10 protein-coding genes and 1 tRNA gene are annotated in these 18,652 nt (G+C 65.8%); 5 read left to right on the top strand and 6 right to left on the bottom strand.

The annotated features are described in order from the left end of the window. Positions 1–44: 44 nt before the first annotated feature. Positions 45–1,448, bottom strand: a complete 1,404-nt coding sequence (locus ASG72_RS02940; RefSeq protein ID WP_056708726.1) for a class II fructose-bisphosphate aldolase — start codon at positions 1,446–1,448, stop codon at positions 45–47. 196 nt (positions 1,449–1,644) lie between these two features. Then, positions 1,645–2,553, bottom strand: a complete 909-nt coding sequence (locus ASG72_RS02935) for a PfkB family carbohydrate kinase (protein ID WP_056708721.1) — start codon at positions 2,551–2,553, stop codon at positions 1,645–1,647. 247 nt (positions 2,554–2,800) lie between these two features. On the opposite strand from ASG72_RS02935, the gene ASG72_RS02930 reads away from it, so the two are divergent. Both ASG72_RS02930 and ASG72_RS02925 read left to right on the top strand, forming a co-directional pair. After that, the gene (locus ASG72_RS02930; RefSeq protein WP_056708720.1) at positions 2,801–3,571 is read left to right on the top strand and encodes a DeoR/GlpR family DNA-binding transcription regulator; all 771 of its coding nucleotides are present in this window, start codon (positions 2,801–2,803) and stop codon (positions 3,569–3,571) included. Positions 3,572–3,721: 150 nt separating this feature from the next. Further along, positions 3,722–4,666: an NAD(P)-dependent oxidoreductase gene (locus tag ASG72_RS02925; RefSeq protein ID WP_244488670.1), complete on the top strand. Its 945-nt coding sequence runs from the start codon at positions 3,722–3,724 to the stop codon at positions 4,664–4,666. 130 nt (positions 4,667–4,796) lie between these two features. On the opposite strand, the gene ASG72_RS02920 is transcribed toward ASG72_RS02925, so the two are convergent. The 3 genes from ASG72_RS02920 to ASG72_RS02910 all read right to left on the bottom strand — a co-directional run bounded on the left by ASG72_RS02920 (position 4,797) and on the right by ASG72_RS02910 (position 16,096). Then, entirely contained in the window at positions 4,797–5,462 is a 666-nt protein-coding gene (locus tag ASG72_RS02920; RefSeq protein WP_244488669.1) for a dienelactone hydrolase family protein, read from the bottom strand. Positions 5,463–5,824: 362 nt separating this feature from the next. Then, the gene (locus tag ASG72_RS02915) at positions 5,825–11,893 is read right to left on the bottom strand and encodes a hypothetical protein (protein ID WP_056708714.1); all 6,069 of its coding nucleotides are present in this window, start codon (positions 11,891–11,893) and stop codon (positions 5,825–5,827) included. Between the two features lie 390 nt (positions 11,894–12,283). After that, entirely contained in the window at positions 12,284–16,096 is a 3,813-nt protein-coding gene (locus ASG72_RS02910) for a S8 family serine peptidase (protein ID WP_156395763.1), read from the bottom strand. Positions 16,097–16,216: 120 nt separating this feature from the next. On the opposite strand from ASG72_RS02910, the gene ASG72_RS02905 reads away from it, so the two are divergent. Continuing rightward, positions 16,217–16,600: a hypothetical protein gene (locus tag ASG72_RS02905; protein ID WP_056708707.1), complete on the top strand. Its 384-nt coding sequence runs from the start codon at positions 16,217–16,219 to the stop codon at positions 16,598–16,600. Between the two features lie 20 nt (positions 16,601–16,620). Next, on the top strand, positions 16,621–16,854 hold the full coding sequence (locus ASG72_RS02900; protein WP_056708705.1) for an integrase core domain-containing protein: 234 nt from the start codon (positions 16,621–16,623) through the stop codon (positions 16,852–16,854). A gap of 306 nt (positions 16,855–17,160) precedes the next feature. Here ASG72_RS02900 and ASG72_RS02895 read toward each other — a convergent pair. Beyond that, a tRNA-Arg gene (locus ASG72_RS02895) sits at positions 17,161–17,237 on the bottom strand. Between the two features lie 460 nt (positions 17,238–17,697). Between ASG72_RS02895 and aqpZ the strand changes: the two genes are divergently transcribed. After that, positions 17,698–18,423, top strand: a complete 726-nt coding sequence (aqpZ, locus tag ASG72_RS02890; RefSeq protein WP_056708702.1) for an aquaporin Z — start codon at positions 17,698–17,700, stop codon at positions 18,421–18,423. Positions 18,424–18,652: the final 229 nt, after the last annotated feature.

Raw genomic sequence — 18,652 nt, 5'->3', positions numbered from 1 at the left:
CTTGCTGCGGGCCGCTCGCAGGTCACGTGCGGGGCGGGCGGCTGTCAGGCCGCATCCGCTCCCGCAAGCGTCTCGGGCAGCGGCGGGACGACCGGCACCAGCGTCGTGTGCTCGTCCACCAGCCGCGCGGTGTCGCCGACATTCATCCAAGTGAACATGTTGTGGAACATGCCCTCGAGGGCGCCCATCACCTCGTTCGCGACGGGCTCCGGCAGCGACCAATACCGCGCCTTCATCACCTTCCAGGCCTTCTTGCGGACATTATAGAGGAACTGCACGTCGTTCTCCTCCGCCTGCCGCTCGGCCGCGTGATGGGCGAAGACATAGGCGCGGATCTCCTCGGCGAATTCCTTCGGCAGGCTGGGATGGTCGAAGGTCAGATTGGTGAAGCCCAGTGCGAGATGGATCTCGACCGCGCCGGTGCCGGGGAATTTCGCCAGCTGGTGGCCGGGCAGGGTCGAGGCGCCGTGCTGCACGGCGCCGCCCATGCCGAATTCGGCGCGGCAGATGTCGGAGATCGTCTTCAGCAGGGCGTAGTCGACATCGACATCGGCGAGCGTGCCGTCGGCCTGCATCTTGCCGCCGTGATAGGTGCCGGAATTGATGCTGATCTTGCTGACCGGCACCAGAGCCCCGCCCTTGGCCGCCAGTTTCTCGCGGTAGACCGCCATGAACTCCCGCAGCTCCTCGGGGGTGGTGTTGTCATGGCCGACCTCGCCGATCTCGGCACCGAGCGAGATGGTGATGCCCTCCGGCTCGATGCCGCGCACGAATTGCGTGAAATGCGCGGTCAGCTCGGCATTCAGCCGCTGCTGCTCGCGCACGTTCGGCTTGGAGAGATCGACCACCGTCGAGGCGTCGATGTCGATGCTGTAGAAGCCGGCCGCGACCTGCTCGCGCATGATCGCCTCGAGCTTGCGGATCTCCGCCGGGCCGTCCTTGCCATAGGCGGTGGCGTTGACCTGGTCATGGTCGGCCTGCAGGAAGACCGCGCCGCGATGCCCCTCGCGCAGGGCCGCCGCCAGCACGCCGGCGGTATATTCGGCCGGCGGCTGCGCGGCATAGATGGATTCGCCGACCGCCTGCTCGAAGATGAACAGCTTGGCGTCCATCTTCTGCGCCGCGCGGAACACGGCCCTGCAGGTGTGATAGGTCCAGCCCCGCAGATTCATGGCGGGGACGGTCCTGCCCTCCCAAGCTCCCGCGGCCCGGGCCAGATAGAGCTCCTGCACCGAGGCCGGCACGATGCCCGCCGACAGCGCCGCCGCGCGGATGGCCCAGATCGCCATCGCCCGGGCAGCCGGCTCCGCCAGCGCCGCCGTCTCCGCCCAGCGATCGATCATCGCATCCGTCGGCCGCCGCGTTTGCGAGACGTCCGGCCGGCCATCCAGGACGAAGCCGAGGCTTTCCAGATCGGCGCGGATGTCGGCGAGGGTGGAACAGGCCATTATCGGTCAACCTTCTCAATCATTGTTCGAAAGCGAAAACGCCCCACGGCGTTCGCGCAGCCTGCCGTCGCACCGCTCGCGCTCCCGTAAGCATTGAAAGCGCCAAGAGCTCGGTTTGCCCGCTGAAGCGGCGTCACTCGCTGAGCGCGATTGATGCATGGAAGTTTCGTTTTCGCAATCTCAATTTTCGTTATCGCTATTCGCGGGTCGGGCCGCTCCGCATCAATTCCAGCACGGCGGCGCGGTCCGGCATGCCGTCCCAGCCGGCGGCGCGGGCGCCTTTCAGCGCCGCCGTCGCCGAGGCGAGCCTGGCCGCTTCGAGCGGTGCCATGCCTTCGCCGATGCCGAGCGCATAGGCGCCGTGGAACACGTCGCCGCAGCCGGTGGTATCGCGCATGACGATGTCGAAGGCGGGCACCCGGGCGATCTCGCCCTGGATCAGCCAGAGGCTGCCGGCCGCGCCGCAGGTCGCGGCCAGGATCTGCCCGGGCCGGGCCGGGCAGCGCCGCAGCAGGTCGGCCGGCGCGCCGTCGCCGGCATGGTCGCGCAGCCCCTCGCTGGAGAAGATCACATGATCGCATCGGGCGATCAGCCGCTGATTGGCGTCGGGCGCGCCGCCATCGGCATCGAGCACGCCGGGGATTCCGGAAGCGGCGGCCCGCTCCAGCGCCACCTCCGCCCCGGCGGGCCAGCGCGTATCGGCGAGCACCACGGCGACATCGGCGAGATCGTCCTGCGGCAGCACGCCGGCATCGGCCGATAGGCTGCGCCGGTCGGAGACGATGCTGCGCTCGCCGCGCGGATCGACCATCACGATCGCCCGCAGCGTCCGCCCCTCGGCCAGCATCGCGACACCGGCGCAATCGACCCCGTGCCGCTGCAACAGCGCGAGCGCCGCCTCGCCGGCCTCGTCCCGGCCGAGCCGCCCCCAATAGCTGGCTTGCCCGCCGAGATGGCTGATCGCCACCGCCGCCGTCGCCGCCGGGCCGCCGAACCGCGATTCATAGCCGAGCACGCCGGTCTTGATCCCGGACGCCGGCAGCATCTCCACCCGGTAGACCTCGTCATGGACCAGATTTCCGACGCAGACGATCCGGCGTCTCATCGAAAACGGGGCCTTGGACGGCCTTTTGTCGCGCTGGTGCTCATGCGGTGCGGTGCTCCTTCGCCGCGGGACGGGCGGACATATCCCGCCGGAGGACCTGCCTCCGCCGGACCCGTCTCCGCCGAGCCCGCGCGGCCCTGTGCGATTACGGTGACAAATCATGCATTGGCTATTTCGTTTCGCAACATGAGTTTTCGGAAACGCGCATTGCATGGAGCGGGTGGCTGGTTGTATGGCAAGATCCAGGATGGACCGGCTCAGCAAGCGTCAGAGCGATATTCTCGAGAGCCTCGGTCGGCGCGGCTATCTCGCGATCGAGGAGATGGTCGCCGCCTTCAATGTCACCCCGCAGACGCTGCGGCGGGATTTGCAGGATCTGGCGGATCGCGGCCTGCTTCGGCGCCATCATGGCGGGGCCAGCGCCAATCTCAGCACCGCCAATGCCGAATATGGGCTGCGTCACGTCGAGACGGCCGAGGGCAAGGCCGCGATCGGCCGCGTCGCGGCTTCCTATGTGAAGCCCGGCAGTTCGCTGTTCCTGAGCCCGGGCACCACGGTCGATGCGCTGGCCAAGGCCATCGCCGAGCGCGGGCCGCGCGGGCTGCGCGTCGTCACGAACAGCATCGCGGCGGCCTCGATCCTCGAGACCTGCCCCGACATCTCGATCCAGGTCACCGGCGGGCAATGGATGCGCCATAACCGCGCCCTGAGCGGCCCGGCGGCGGCCGCCTTCATCGAGAATTATCGCTGCGATCTCTATCTCGCCAGCATCGGCGCGATCGATGCGGCGGGAAATCTGCTGGAATACCGGGACGAGGATGTCGCGGTCGCCCGCGTGATGTTCCGCAATGCCAGGCGGCGCGTCCTGCTCGTCGACCACACCAAATTCGGGCGGGTGGCGACGTCGCGCCTCGCGCATCTCAGCGAGGTCGACACGCTGGTGACCGACCGCGAGCCGCCCGAGGAGGCGGCGAAGATGGTGGCGGCTTCGGGCTGCGAGGTGGTGGTGGCGCGGTAGCGCGCGCCGCCCGGTTGGACAGCGCCTCAGCCCCATGGTTCGATGACAGCATCGGGGGCGGCCGGCGAGGGACATATCCTGCGACGGCGCGATGAGCGCCGGGCGGGACGGCTGCGACGGCCCTCGCGCCGCGGGAGAAAGAGGGCGACCGTGACGACCAGGCCACGCATCGGTTTCATCGGCATCGGCATCATGGGCGAGGCGATGACGCGCCGCCTGCTCGACAAGGGCTATGCCGTCACCGTCTGGAATCTCGAGCCGGAGCGGCTGGATTGCGTGGTTCCGCATGGCGCCGTACCCGCGGCCTCGCCGGCCGAGGTCGCGGCGGTGAGCGATGTGGTGATGCTCTGCGTGCTGCATATGGCGGCGGTCGAGGCCTGCATCTTCGGCGAGAACGGCGTCGCCTCCGCCGGCCCCGGCGCCAGGCTGATCATCGACCTCTCGACCGCCGATCCCGAGGGCACGCGCCGCGCGGCGGCGCGGCTGCAGGCGATGACCGGCGCGGGCTGGGTCGATGCCCCGGTCTCGGGCGGCCCGGCTCTGGCCCGTTCGGGCGCCATGACCGTGATGGCCGGCGGCTCCGAGGCCGATTTCGAACAGGCGCGCCCGCTGCTCGAAGAGATGGCGGCGAATGTCACGCGGATGGGCCCGGTCGGGGCGGGGCAGACCACCAAGATCATCAACCAGGCCATCGTCGGCACCGGCTATGTCGTGATGACGGAGGCGCTGCTACTGGCCGAGGCGGCCGGCATCGACGCCAGCCGCCTGCCGCAATGCCTGGCCGGCGGCCATGCCGATTCCAGCCTGCTGCAGCGGCTCTATCCGCAGATGCAGCAGCGCGCCTTCGAACCGCCCTCCAGCTATGCCCGCCAATTGCTGAAGGATCTCAAGGCGGTGAAGCAGTTTTCGCGGGAGCTCGGCCTCGATCTCGCGGTGATCGAACAGGCCGTCGCACGCTACGCCGCCTATGTCGCGCTCGGCCATGAGATGAGCGATTCCGCGGGGGTGGTGAAGCTCTACGAACACGAGGCGCGCGAGACGAAGAGCGGGGTGGGAGCAGGGGCGGGAGCGGCGCCCGGCCGGGAGAGGGACTGAGGGCGGGAGGCCGGGCGAGGGCTCGAGCAAGGGCGCGAGAGGCGGGGGCGTCACTCTAATCCTGTGCGACGGATTTCGAGGCTGGATCGCCGGCGACTCCAGCTGCGCCATCGTCCCGGCACATCCAGCCCTATCGTGACAGATGCGAGGACAGAAAATCGGCCGTGCTGCTGTGGGCTGCCATGGCGTTGCGGGTTCCGGAGCGCAGGAAAAAATCATGCGCGCCGCCATCATAGACATCGAGGGTGACCGGCCCGCCGAGCTGCCGGGCCTGTCGCTGCAAATCCCGGCCGATGGACAAGGGAAAGGTCTGGTCGGCGCTCCCCCAGATCAGAAGCAGCGGCGGCCATGACCGCACCGGCTGCGAAGAGCCAGGCGGCAAACCGCCATCGACCAGCACCAGAGCGTCGACAGGGCTCGGACCGGCCGACACGGCCGCGGCGATTTGCGCGCCGAGCGACACGCCGAGAAGACCCAGCCTGCCACCATGGCGCGGCTGGGCTTTGAAAGAGGCGGCCACGCTTTGAACGGCAGATATCCAGTCCGGAAAGCGCTGCGCATAATAGGCGATCCGTGCCCGCGCTCCGCCCGCCCTGCCGATCGTGTCGAGGTCCCGCGCCGACAGGATGTGAACGAGATAAGGCTTCAGGCCAGACGCACTCAGCCTCTCGCCGATCTCGTCATAGACGGGCGATCCGAAGCCTCTGCTGCCGCTCAATAGGAGAACGGCGGGGCAGGTCCTGTTCGCGCAATCTCCCAGACTCTCCACCAGCGCCGCGCCGCGAGCCGTCAGCACGCTGAATTGCTGCCGCGCAGACCGAGCATCCGCCTCGGTCGCCCAAAGGGCGACGATCAGGGCCGCGATGATGATGGTGAATAGAGGCCTGGATCGTGGGGGGGCGCGCGCGGAAACTCTCAGTCGACCGGTTTAGGCGTGTTTTGACTGCGCCGCAGTCTACAGATCGTCGTGGGGGTTCATAAATTCCGGAACGCCTGGTCAGCGCTAAGGCGAGAAGGCGATGGCCGGTGCAGAGGCGTCCTCCGCCGTCGCCCGTCCGGGGCGGCGGCATTGCGAATGAGCGTCGAGGGCATTGGCGAAACGACATTGCGGTCGCGCGTAAGGAGGCGCGCCGCCATGCCGGATCTGCGTGAACCCGATCAGCTGAAGCGGAAATCGTCCGCGCTCAGCGAACCGATCTGCGTCTGGGCCAGCGTGAGCGATGTGTGGTCGTCGATGGTGAAGACCACATCGGCGCCGACCTGACGGGCCGAAGCCATGGCCGCGGCGAAATCCGCGAAGACGTGATCGAAACTGATCAGGTCATGGTCGGCGCCGCTCGCCTTGAAGTCGGTGATCCTGTCTCTCCCGGAGCCGGCGGCGAAGACGAAGTTGTCCTGCCCGGAACCGCCGGTCAGCACGTCATCGCCGGCACCGCCTGTGATCACGTCCCTGCCGGACCCGCCGCTGATCGTGTCGTTGCCGGCTCCCCCTTTGAGGCGATCGTCCCCCGATCCGCCGTTGAGCGTGTCGCCCTTGTCTCCCGCCATCAGCGTGTCGTTGCCGGAGCCGCCGCTCAGCGTATTGACCCCGCTGCCGCCGATCAGCCTGTCGTCGCCGGCACCGCCGTTGAGCACGGAAGATCCGCCACCGCCAAAAAGCGTCTCGTTGCCGTCGCCACCGTCGATCTGGCCGCCCTGCGCGCCGAGACGGGCCTGCTCGATATGGCTGAAACGATCGATCCCGATCCCGTCGCCCGAGGCGGTCCCGGTTCTGAAATCGACCGAGATCCGCCCGGTCGCTGAACTGAAATCGAGCATGTCTTCGCCATCGCCGCCATCGATGGTGTCGTTGCCCGCGCCTCCGTCGATCACATCGTCTCCGGCCCCGCCATCGAGCGCGTCATCCCCGGCTTCGCCATGGAGGACATCGTTGCCGGCATCGCCATAGAGCTTGTCGGCGCCGTCGCCGGCATAGACGGTATCGTTGCCGGCGCCACCATGGATGATGTCGTCGCCAAGAGCGCTATAGACTTCGTCATTGCCATCGCCGGCATCCACATCCACCGCAGTGGAGAGGTAGGTGTCGGCGGTGAGGCGGTCGTTTCCGGCACCGAGCAGGATCGCACCGCGGATGTCGGAGCCGATATAGAGCTTCACGACGTCGTCGCCGTCGCCCATGTCGATCGCGGCACCAGTCGTCGCGGTGATCTTGCCCGAATTGCCGAGCTGGTCGTTGCCGGCCTCCATCGAGACCAGTCCGATGATCGCGCCGGTGCTGGTGTTGATGACTTCGTCCGCGCCATCGCCGGTGGTCACCGTGCCCTTGATGGTGCCGCTATTGTTGATGACGTCGTCGCCGGCGCCCAGATCGACCGCGAACTCGGTGACGGCCTGGACCGCTTCGATCCTGCCGCCATTGACGAGCCTGTCGACGCCATCCCCGCCGTCGATCGCACCGCTGATCGATCCGCTTGCCTCGACGATGGCGGTATCGTTGCCGGCTCCCATGAAGACCTGGCCGGTGATCGTGCCGGACAGCGTCAGCTTGTCGTCGCCATCGCCCATCTCGATCGCCACGCCCCAGCCCGCAGCGATCGAGCCGGAATTGGTGACGATGTCGTCGCCAGCGCCCGTAAGAACCTTGCCGTTGATCCGGCCGCCATTCTCCAGCCTGTCGTTGCCGTCACCGAGATCGACCGCGCTGGTGGCCCAAAATTCGATCGTGCCGCTGTTTTTCAGCGTGTCAGCGCCCGAGCCGCCATTGATGCTGCCGTTGATCTGACGGCTGTTCTCGATTGTATCGTTTCCGGCGCCGAGCACGATCCGGCCGAGAATCGACCCGGTATTGGCGATGCTGTCGTCGCCATCGCCCATATCGATGGCCCAGAGCCCGTTCGCGATGATCGATCCGGCGTTCTCGAGCTTGTCGTCTCCGCCGCCCATGGCGATGCCGGCGTTGATCCGGCCGGTCGCGCCATTGGTGATGCGATCGTTCCAGTCGCCGATCAGATTGATCGCCTCGCGGCCGTAGAGCCTGCTGTCGCCGGTGACGCCTTCGCCACCGCGTCCATCGGCCGAGATGGTGCCATCGTTGATGATCCGGGTCGCCGCGAGGGCCGCCCCTCCCTTGGTATCGTCGACGGCGATGGCGCGGCCGCTGGCGTAGATCGTCGCGCCCTGGGCATTGCGGATGACACCGCCGCCGATGGAGATCGCCGTGGCGATGCCGGACCGAGAATGGCTCCAGCTGAAGAACTTCTGGATCGAGCCAGAATTGTTGATGTCGGCGAGGCCGCGGATGTCGATCGCGGCGCTGGCATCGCCATCCGAATTGTCGGCGGTTCGCGCTTCGATCTTGCCGCGGTTGGTGACATGCACCGCCGCATCCGCCGCGTTGGTAGCGGAGACGGCCGAGCCGTTGCGGGCCGACAGCGTTCCGGCGGTGTCGTTGATGATCATCGCGCCGCCAGTCGCCGTCACCGCGTGACCCGCGCCCTCGATCAGGCCGCTATTGGTCAACTCATCCTTGCCGGCGCCGAGCGAAACCAGGCCCTTGATTACCTCGGTGTTGATCAGCTTGTCGTCGCCTTCGCCCATCAGAACGGCGCCGGTGATGGTCCCGCCATTGTCCAGCGTATCGTCGCCGGCGCCCATGTCGACCGCTGGGCCGCCCTTGGCGACCATCGAGCCCGCATTGGTGAGCGTATCCTTGCCGGTGCCCATCAGAGCCCCGCCGGTGATAGATCCGGTGGCGGTGATGGAGAAGGCGTCGTCTCCAGCCCCCATATCGACGTCGCCCGCCACCGTGCCGGAATTGCTCAGCTTGTCGTCGCCGGCGCCCGTATCGACGGCCTTGCCGTAAGCGTCGACGATCGGCGCAGCGGTGGTCGACTTCAGCTCGGGCAGGCCGAGGGCTTCGGTCGATTGGGTATTCTTGCCCCAGTCGGAAGCGCCCCGGGACTTGCTGACCGAGGCGCTGCCCTGGCCGTAAATGTCGGTCCAGCCCGCTGTGCCGAAATCGATCTGGACCGAGTTCTTACTCGGCGGCGTTTTCAGGATCGGGTCGCTGCTGGCACCGCCGAGCGCCTTGATGGCCGCGTCTGACAGCACGGTGTCCGTGAACAGGAACCGCGCTGCGGCCCCCTTCGAGGTCTCGCCGTCCTCATCCGCGAAAAGCAGGATGCCCTTCGACATGTCCAGCTGATAACGGGCGTAATTGGCGCCCGACTGAACGGTTTCACCGACGAAGACACCGTCGATGTATTTCTTGATGAGTACGCTGTCGCCGCGATCCGTGATCGTGAAGGCCACCCGGTGCCATGCGCCATAGGTGAGCTGGCCTTCGTAATCCCCGTTGATGCCGATCCCGCCGAACTTCGGGTCCTTGGCCTTGAGGCAGAGGTCCTCGTCCGATCGGTTGGTCAGATCGGTCTGCAGGAAGGAGAAATAGCTCTGCACGCCGGCCTTGATGAGCACGTCGTAGACGAGCGAGTAGGACTTCACCACCGTGTTTTGCGCGATGTTGAGTTTGACCAGAATACCGCCATCGGCCTGGGAAAAGGCCGGGATGTCGGCGACCTTGGCGGGTTCGCGCACTGCGCTCGCCGCCTTCGTCTTCAAGCTCGCGCCGGCCTCGATCGTCAGCGTATCGCTGCCCTCGCCGAGGGAGACGGTGCCGACGGTCGTCGAGCCGGATTTGAGCGTGATCTCATCGACGCCGGAGCCGCCGCCGACATCGCCCGCGATGGTGCCGGCATTGGTCAGCGTATTGCTGCCACTGCCCAGCTGCACGTCGCCCTGGATCGTGCCGGAATTGACGATGCTGTCGTCGCCGTCGCCGGTCGAGACGGCACCATTGATCGTGCCGGAATTGGTGATCCTGTCGTCGCCGCTTCCCATGTCGATGGCCGATCCGCCTGTCGCCGTGATCGAGCCTGCGTTCGACAGATTGTCATCACCGGCATCGAGCCTGATACCGCCGATGATCTTGCCGGTGGCCGAGTTGGTGACGTCGTCGGCGAAACCGCCGACAATGTTGATGGCCTCGCCGCCCTTGAGACGTGCGGCGAACAGCGCCGCCGTGTCGGCGTCGACGCCGGCGGGGCCATGGCCGTCGCCCTGGATGGTGCCGTCATTGTGGATCGTGGTTGCAGCCAGGGCGCCGCCATTGGCACTGTCGTCGACCTGGATGGCACGACCCCAGCCGTAGATCGTCGCGCCGACATGGTTGGTGATGGCGCCGCCGCCCATGGCGACACCCTCCGCGACATTGGCCTCGCCATCATGAGAGCCATGGGCGCCCAGGCCCGCGATGCGCCCCCAATTGTCCAGCTGCAGCAACCCGTCGGTGTCGATGGCGTCGCCATCGCTGTCGTCATAGCCGGCCGAGCGGCCTTCCATGAGGCCATGATTGGTGACGCGGGCGGTGTTGGCGACCGCGGCGTCGTTGTCCATGTTGAGAGCTGAGCCGTTGCGGCCGATCATGGTCGCCCCGGCATCGTTGATGACCGTGATCCCCTTCTTGCCGGTGACCGCGTGACGCGAGCCCTCGATCAGGCCGCCACCGTAGTTGTGGACGAGTCCGCCGGTCTTCTTCTTGTAGTCGATGGCATCGCCGCCATGCCTGACCGTACCGTCCTCCGCGACATGATCCCGGTAGGACCGGATTGTGCCATGGTTCTCGACGACGGTGCCGGTGCCGCCACGGATCACGTCCTGATAGGCGACGGTCTCGATCACCCCGCCAGCCTCGTTGAGAATGCGGGCGCCGGTGCCGGTGACGGACTCGAAGTCGATGGCGATCGAGCTCGCATGATCGCTTCCGATGATCGACCCATGATTGGCGATCGCGGGCGCGGCCTGGGCGAGTTCTCCCGCGAGCTTCAGGGCCGCTCCGGTGTTTTCCGGCGACTTGATCACCCCACCGACCCGGTTGACGATCGTGATCGGCCCGCGACCGATCGGCCCGAAATAATTGTAGGAAATACCGGTGATGAGACCGGAATTGTCGATCGAGGCGCCGGCCAGCGATCCCGTCGTCAGGACGCCCATGCCATCGCCCGCGCCGACGGCTCCACCGGCCTCCACGACCAGCCGCTGGCTGCCCTTCAGAAGGATCGCATCGGTCGTGCGGGCGCCGCTTTTGACGTGGATATCGACATAGGGCTGGTTCGCGCCGAGTGCCCAGTCGCCGCTTTCGACGACCAGATGCTCGACATTGCTCACTGCCGTTCTGCCGAGCGAGCCCGCACGCGCTCCGGACAGCACCAGCGTATCGTCACCGTCGCCACCGTCGACGCTGCGCGCCGGACCGCCTTCAGCCGTGACTTCGATCCTGTCGTCGCCGGCACCGCCGCTGACGCTATCCTCGTCGCCGGCGAGGATCCGGTCATTGCCAGCGCCGCCGTCGAGCGTGTCCTGTCCTTCGCCGCCGATCAGCTTGTCGTCCCCGGCGCCGCCGCTCAGGCGATCATCGCCCGCACCGCCGATCAGCGTGTCGTCGCCGTCGCCCGCATCGATCAGATCGTCGCCGCCATGGCCGGTCAGAACGTCGTCGCCTGCCAGGCCGGATATCGTATCATCGCCCTCGCCACCCTCCAGAACATCGTCACCAGGCGTTCCGGTCAGGATCGAGTCGCTGACGGGCGCGGCCGGGCTCGTGTTTCCGATGCCGGTCTTCTGGACCATGGCAGTCCGCAGCTGCTTTTCCGCGGCCGTGCTCGCGGCTTCATCCCACGTGCCTGCAAGTCCGCCGACCTCGATTCCCGAACGAATGGCGGCGCCGATCGACCCGCCGGGACCATTGTTCTGGCCAATCTGGGCCATAGCCGCCGAAAGCGTGGCGACCGAAACGGAAGCCGACTGGCCGTGGCTCGCGGCAAGCGACGTATGCGGCCGGGCACTCTTGGCGAGCGATACAACGATCGGCTGATCGTTCGAGCTACCATGGTGCTGGGCGCGCCCGGCCGGATGCGCGCCGATGCTGCCGACCGTCTCCGCGTCGGCGCCGTCGTCGTTCATCACCTGAGCGCCGGGCGGAGGTGCGAAAGCCTGCGCCTGCACAGAACTGGAAGGCGGGGCGGTCCGCTGCGATGCCGGCGGCGGGGAGAGCAGATCTCGCGACGTCAGGATGGCTTGAACGGCGGCAGCTGCGATCGAGCCACCGGAGAGCACCGGCGCGACGACATCGCCGATGATCTCGGCGACCTGTTTCTTCGGATTCGACATGCCCACCCCCAAGCGACGAGACACGGCGCCTTTGCAAAACTCTGCGGGCGCTCGTCGCGCGATAGGGGCAAGTCATCGTGAAGTTAAATTAACGGTTTCTTTACCGATGCAGATTTCCAGCGCGATCCCGGCCCGACAAACCGATGGCCTGACGCTGTTGCGAGAGCTGGTTCAACAGTGCTGCTAGTGAATTCACTGCAGAACTCAAATATCAACCGGACCGGCTGCGAAGAGCCATGCGGCAAACCGCCATCGACCAGCACAAGAGCGTCGACAGGGCTCGGACCGGCCGACACGGCCGCGGCGATCTGCGCGCCGAGCGACACGCCGAGAAGACCCAGCCTGCCACCATGGAGCGGCTGGCCCCTGGGAAGGGCAAAGCGCGGCTCATCACCACCGATAGGTGAGAGACCCTTTTCCGGTGTGTTCGAGGCTGTTCTTGCTGAACTGCCCGGCATAGGTGAGAGTCAGGTCGACGTTTCGTGCGAGGCGCAGATCGAGCCCGGCTTCCGTAACGAGCGCCTGCCGGTCGAGTGGGCTGCCGCTGCTCCTGAACGGCGTGCCGCCGGAAAAGGCCAGATTGGAGGCCAGGGTGAGATCGCCATAGTTGCGACGGTAGCCGATCAGTCCACGCAGCGCGATTGGTGCCTTCAGCCCCAGATCGAGTTGGGCCTCGGCCTTTACGCCGATCGTCATATCGCCGATGTCCGAGGTGTTGGACAAATGCATCAGTGCAGCCACGCCACCTCTTTCCGCGTAGCGGTCGCTCCGAATCTGGGTGTAGCCGAGCCCGAGATAGGGCTGCACATAAGCCAGGGTCAGCTGCGCCGGAACCGGACCCGACAGCGTGAGCTGTTGGTCGACCGCAAGCTTATAGCCGAACTCGCCAAAGCCGAGCAGGCTGGCGCTACGGCCTTTGCTGGTCAGGCTGTTGAAGAAGCCGGGAAACGAAACGTTGCGGCGCGCCGTCGCGGTGTTGTCGGTATAGACGCCACCGAACTGAAGCGAGAACCGGCCGATGTCATGCCCTCCATAGAGCGAGACGAAGGGGCTCGAGATCTCGGCCGCAGGCCCAGTACCGGTGCTGCGAACCGATGTTTTGGCCAGACCGGCCGCCGCGCCGAGCTTCAGACCGTTGTCGAGGAGCCCATCGGCGCCGATCACGAACCCGCCGACACGATGGCTGGTACCTCCGGCGTCGGCGGTAGAACCGGTCCTGCCATAGGTTCCGAAGGCCTGGCCCCAGAGGCCGTAGCGGTTCGCCGGCGGCGACGGAGTGGGATCGGCCTCGGAAGCCTCGTTGGGGCCGAGAGCGGAATAGTGACCAACGACCGGGGCCGCGCCCGTCGGCATGCCAGTTGTACCCCCGGTCCAGCGGCTGCGGCCGGACAAGGTCTCGCGGAGGAAGTAAGCGGTCGATGCGGCATTGGCCGTGACGGCGGGCGATGCGTCGGCCGAGAGTGCTTGAAAGGCTGCCCTCGCTGATTCTGCATCCGGTAGGGTCAGGACCGCTTCGAACACCGGATTGCCCAATCCGAGTGCTTCCACGGCTGCTCCGACCCTGCGCTGTTTCGTGTTGACCCCTGCGGAGTCGAAGCTGGTCGCGCTGCGCTCCATGGTTAGGCCGACAGCCTGCTGGCTGTAGTCCAGAACGGTGTTGAGGAAGACAAAACTCGGGGCCGCCTCCTTAAACCGCCCTTTCACCCCGTCTCTCGCATCGAGGATGGTGAAGCGCCGCCCCAGGATCGACCAGCCCTGGCGCAGATTGAGTAGAGTCGGTGATCGCTCCATCGACACGGTGACGAGACCACCGTCGAGCTGCGCCGCACCGGTCGTGGCGATGAGGTCGCTGCGCCCGTCGCGCGAGATCTCGACGCGATAGGTTGCGCCTGGGGCAAAAACGATCGGCCCCGAGACGTTCATCGTGCCGATCGAATTTCCGGGGGCGACGACGGAACCCGACAGCGCCGAAAGCGAAGCCAGTGTGCCGGATCCGCCGAGGAAGCTGCCCGCGCCGGCCGTCACATTGCCAGCGTATCCGTTGATGATGGCGGTGCCGCTTGCGCCAGCCGACACATTGCCGGCCTGCCCGCTGATGGTGACGCTGCCGCCGTCATGGGCTGCAACGTCTCCCGATCGCCCGGCGATCAGAGCCGAGCCGCCGGCGGTCGCGGTCACGTCGCCTGATCGGCCATTGATGACGGCGGCACCGCCGGCGGCGGCGACGTTTCCGACATGTCCATCGATGATGGCCGTGCCGCCCATGCCGGCGTTCACATCACCTGCCTGGCCCTTGATCATGGCCGTGCCACCCTGCCGGACAGTCACGCCCGCTGCGGTGCCGCTGGCTTCCACGACGAAAGTCCCGGCCTGCGTCGCCACCTCCTGAGCCTGCGTCGTCGGGTTCACGGAAACGAGTCCGACGCCGGAACCGTCGACGGTCGTGTCGGAGGTGATCGAGCCATTCAGCACGAGTCGGCCACTGCGGACCCAGGTGCTGCCGGTGTAGGTATTGCGGCCCGCCAGGACCAAAGTACCGTCACCCCGCTTTTCGAGGCTGCCGACATAGGTCGCGCCCGTCAGCGCATCCTTGCCCCTGGTTTTAGCCGCAACCTCGTGCGTCTCGACGAGAGCGTTGAGTTGAGCGAGCTGACTGTCGTCGATCCGGTCGCCGTCAGCCCAGATGCGACGTTCGGCCTGCCGCTTGAGAGACGCGATCTCGTTGAGATCGTCCTGCCGTCGCACCCGTATCGCTGCGTCGGAAATATCGTTCGACCAAATGTCGGATTGCCCCGCCGGCAGAGACACGCCGAAGGGCCCCAGGAATTGGCCGGGCCCCCTCATCGCTGCCCCGATATCGATCAGCCCCCAGCCATATGTCTTGTCGACCCCCGGCGAGCCGAGATCCCGTGCGGTGGTGAGGAGCGTGTCGCGGATCGCCTCACCGCTCATATAGGGGAAGCGCTCCATCAGAAGCGCGAGCGATCCCGACACCATCGGGGCGGCCATCGACGTGCCCGTCAATGTCTTATATCCAGCTGTATTGCTTGTCTTGTTTCCAACAAAACTGGCGCTATAGATCGATGTTCCTGGGGCGGATGCACAGTAATATTTAGACATCCCGCAGATGCTGGAGGAATCATCCAATTCTTCGCGTGACAGGTTTGCGACGGTGATCCAATTTTTTTCCAGATCCGGCCGGAAATAGGGTAGGGCGCCGAGCGCGTCCGGCTGAGATCCGAATTTGTTGCCGGCGCTTTTGACGAAGAGGATGCCCGAGCGTGCTACTCCATCCGCGGCATTCATCGTGCCGTCACCGGGAGCCGAGAAATACTGTTGCATCGTATCCGACTGGCTCGCCCTTCGTGACGGGCTGGTCCCCAGGCTGCCGAGAAAACCGATTCCCCAGCTATTGTTGATGATTCGGACGCCGCTCGTGCGGAGCGCGGCAAACCCGATACTGTAGGCGTTGGCATCATTGCCGGCCACGACCCCATCCTCGGGGCCTGCGTCGCTATTCATCGCGGCGACGAGCTCAGCGTTGAATGCCACCCCATGCATCCTCGCGCCGTCTCGATTAGCGGCGATGATACCCGCCACATGGGTGCCGTGATACTGGGCTTGAACGATGCCCGTACCATTCAGCGGGTCATCGCCCTTGAAGGAGAACCGGTCGCCAGCCCGGTAATAGTTCTTGTACGTATAGGCGTAACGCCCCGCGGTGCTGAGGCCGGTCAGCTTGCCTGCGCCGTCGAATTCGGGGTGCTTGCCATAGACACCCGTATCGAACACGCCAACCTTGACGCCGAGGCCCGTGATGCCTCGCGCATAGGCATATTCCGCATTGATCTGCCCAAGTCCGTTCGTGCTGCTCATCTTGCGGAACTCTTCGTCGTTCCGCCAGCTTTGAGCGGCCTGTTCCAGGGACGAGGTCCGCGAGCCATCGGCTTTGACGTAAGGAATTTCGTTGGGCTCGAGCGCATCAGCGGAGCCGCACATCGCGCCAGCGGCGGTCAGAAGCGTCAAAGCCGTCACGTGAAACCGGGAATAGCCGAGCTTGCGTTCGGCTTCGGGCCTGCGGAGCTTATCGCCCCCAATTGCTTTCTGGTACGGTATCGGACTCGTCATCTGGATCTCGCTACATGGCGACCTCGACGCGCCGCCGAATTCGAGCGCCGCGTACTGAATTCGAAGATTACGCAACAATAGATATCCGTCATAACGACTTTATAGTATATTTTATTATTGAAAGATCGTATTTGACTATGAGAAATCAAGCAAATCGCTGAATGGCGTAAAGGGAGTTGAATACGAATTGTGTGAATGAGGCTAGTGCAAATTTGCCGCTCTATCATCGGCGGAGGCGAGACTGGCGAAAGCGGAAAGCCGTCCCTGGCCTCGAAGCTCGACTGCTCGACGGTGCCTTACACGGGCACCCGGCCGGACGATGTGCTTTGGCGCGAGGCGAAGAATTCCGTGGCGGAGGGCGCCGGCGGTTGTGCTACCAGGATCACGGATGGTCGCCGCTCCAGGGTGCTCGCCTTCGTCGACGGCTATACGCGCAAGTGCCTGGCGCTCGCCGCCAACACCTCGCTTTCGGGCCTGCGGGTGCCCGCGAACTGGATGATATCATTCGCACTTCCTGTCGGCCGAGAACATCGGGTCCGACAGCGGCACCGAGTCACCTCGATGGCGATCCTGCGCTAATGCCAGGAGACCGGCGTCGCGTGGCACTGCATCGCCCCGGCAAGCCGACGCAGAACGCCTTCGGCGAGAGCATCGACGCGCGCTTCAGGGATGAGTGCCTCAACGACACGCCGTTCTCGACGCTCGCTGAAGCTCGCAGCGCCGTCACCTCATGGAAGGAGGACTACAACCGGAACCGACCCAACTCGGCCCTCGGCAACATCACGCCCGCCGAGTTCGCACTCAAATCCACGCTGGAAAAACAGGCCGCTTAGGGCCAGAAAGCAAACTCAGGACTCTCTCTCGGACTTGGGGAGAAAAAAGTAAGAGGTCAGCGCAGCTGACCAGTGAGTGGACCTTCCTAGAGTCCGCATAGGGACGGTCTCCTCCCCGGACAACCTAGGATGTCATCCGGTTCTGCCCCCCGCCCGATGATGGTGAGCGCCCTTTGGGCTTTGGTCGCTGCGGGCCGGCTACCGACAACACGGCGGCGGCAAAATGGTTACCGGTGGCTATGGTCGACAAAAGACTCGCCGCCGATGGCTTGCCGCATGAAAAAACTATCAAAAAAGAGAGGAAAATGGCGCGCCCGACACGATTCGAACGTGTGACCTTTGCCTTCGGAGGGCAACGCTCTATCCAGCTGAGCTACGGGCGCAAACCGTGGAGTGTGGATAGCCGATCGCGGCGCGCTCGGCAATGCGGGATTTCTGACTGGGCAGCGCCCGAGGCGGCAATGGTCACCGTTCAAGTCGTGTCGGACGCGCCGCTTGTGTGGCGGGCCGATGGCGCGTGGGCCGGAGACCCATGTCTCCCCTCTGTATCCACACGGTCGAGACTGACCAGCCGGATCTTGATCCAGCCGGTCGGGCCTGACCAGCTGGATCTGTATCCAGCGGTCGAGCCTCACTATCCGGATCTTTATCCACACGCCCGAGCCTAACCAGCCGGCTCTGTATCCAGCCGTCGAGCCTGACCAGCCGGGCCGCCCATATCGAACCGCGCGCTTCCCAACGCACCACGCGGCGGCAGGCGCTGAACGAGTTAGCTCTTCGTGCCCGATTGACCGCATCCGCAGCGGGCGGCAGGATGAGGCGGCGTTCTGGGGGGAACCGGCAATGGACAGCAAGAAGCTCGCCGCCGAAGCCATCGGCACGTTCTGGCTGACATTCGCCGGTTGCGGCAGCGCCGTGATCGCAGCGGGCTTTCCCCAGGTTGGAATCGGCCTCCTCGGCGTGTCGCTCGCCTTCGGTCTCACCGTCGTGACGATGGCCTATGCGATCGGCCATATCTCGGGCTGTCACCTCAACCCGGCGGTCACGGTCGGCCTCGCTGCGGGCGGGCGTTTTCCGACGAGCCAGATCCTTCCCTATGTGGTGGCGCAGCTGGTCGGCGGGGTCGTCGCCGCCTTGCTGCTGTATCTGATCGCGAGCGGGGCGCCGGGCTTCGATCTGGCCAAGGGCTTCGCCGCCAACGGCTTTGGCGAGCATTCTCCGGGGCGCTACAGCCTGGTTTCGGCGTTTCTCACCGAAGTCGTCATGACCATGATGTTCCTGTTCATCATCATGGGAGCCACCCATGGCAAGGCGCCGGCCGGCTTCGCGCCGCTGGCGATCGGTCTCGGCCTGTGCCTGATCCATCTGGTCAGCATTCCCGTCACCAACACCTCGGTGAATCCGGCGCGCAGCACGGGGCCGGCCCTGTTCGTCGGCGGCTGGGCGATGGCGCAGCTCTGGCTGTTCTGGGTCGCGCCGCTCATCGGCGGCGCGCTCGGCGGGCTCGTCTATCGCTGGCTGAGCGAGGATCCGCGCGGGCAGGTGGTGGGCACGGCCCCGGCGGAGTGACGCGCTCCGTTCGGACGCGCCGTGCCTGATCGCCGGCGCCATTCGACCTGCCATCCGGCGTCCTGGCACCGGCGGCGAGGCCGGACTGCAAGCGACCTTCGCCATGGCCGCGCTGCTCGCAGCTGCAGCGCTGGCTGTTTCACACCTGGGACGCGGCGGACGATAGACGACGCGGCGCGGAGTTTTTCGGACCTGACGATAGGGTCTGTTCGGCGTGGAGGAGTTGCGC

This window comes from Allobosea sp. Leaf344, from assembly GCF_001426225.1.
In the GTDB taxonomy this organism is placed as follows: domain Bacteria; phylum Pseudomonadota; class Alphaproteobacteria; order Rhizobiales; family Beijerinckiaceae; genus Allobosea.
Note: the sequence above shows the minus strand (reverse complement) of the source record. Positions and strands in the feature narration are given on the sequence as shown.

Bases quoted from the DNA above. Each gene is read 5' to 3' on its own strand.
- ASG72_RS02935 (WP_056708721.1), bottom strand. From the start codon at position 2,553: ATGAGACGCCGGATCGTCTGCGTCGGAAATCTGGTCCATGACGAGGTC.
- ASG72_RS02905 (WP_056708707.1), top strand. From the start codon at position 16,217: ATGAGGCTAGTGCAAATTTGCCGCTCTATCATCGGCGGAGGCGAGACT.
- ASG72_RS02915 (WP_056708714.1), bottom strand. From the start codon at position 11,893: ATGTCGAATCCGAAGAAACAGGTCGCCGAGATCATCGGCGATGTCGTC.
- ASG72_RS02940 (WP_056708726.1), bottom strand. From the start codon at position 1,448: ATGGCCTGTTCCACCCTCGCCGACATCCGCGCCGATCTGGAAAGCCTC.
- ASG72_RS02930 (WP_056708720.1), top strand. From the start codon at position 2,801: ATGGACCGGCTCAGCAAGCGTCAGAGCGATATTCTCGAGAGCCTCGGT.
- aqpZ (WP_056708702.1), top strand. From the start codon at position 17,698: ATGGACAGCAAGAAGCTCGCCGCCGAAGCCATCGGCACGTTCTGGCTG.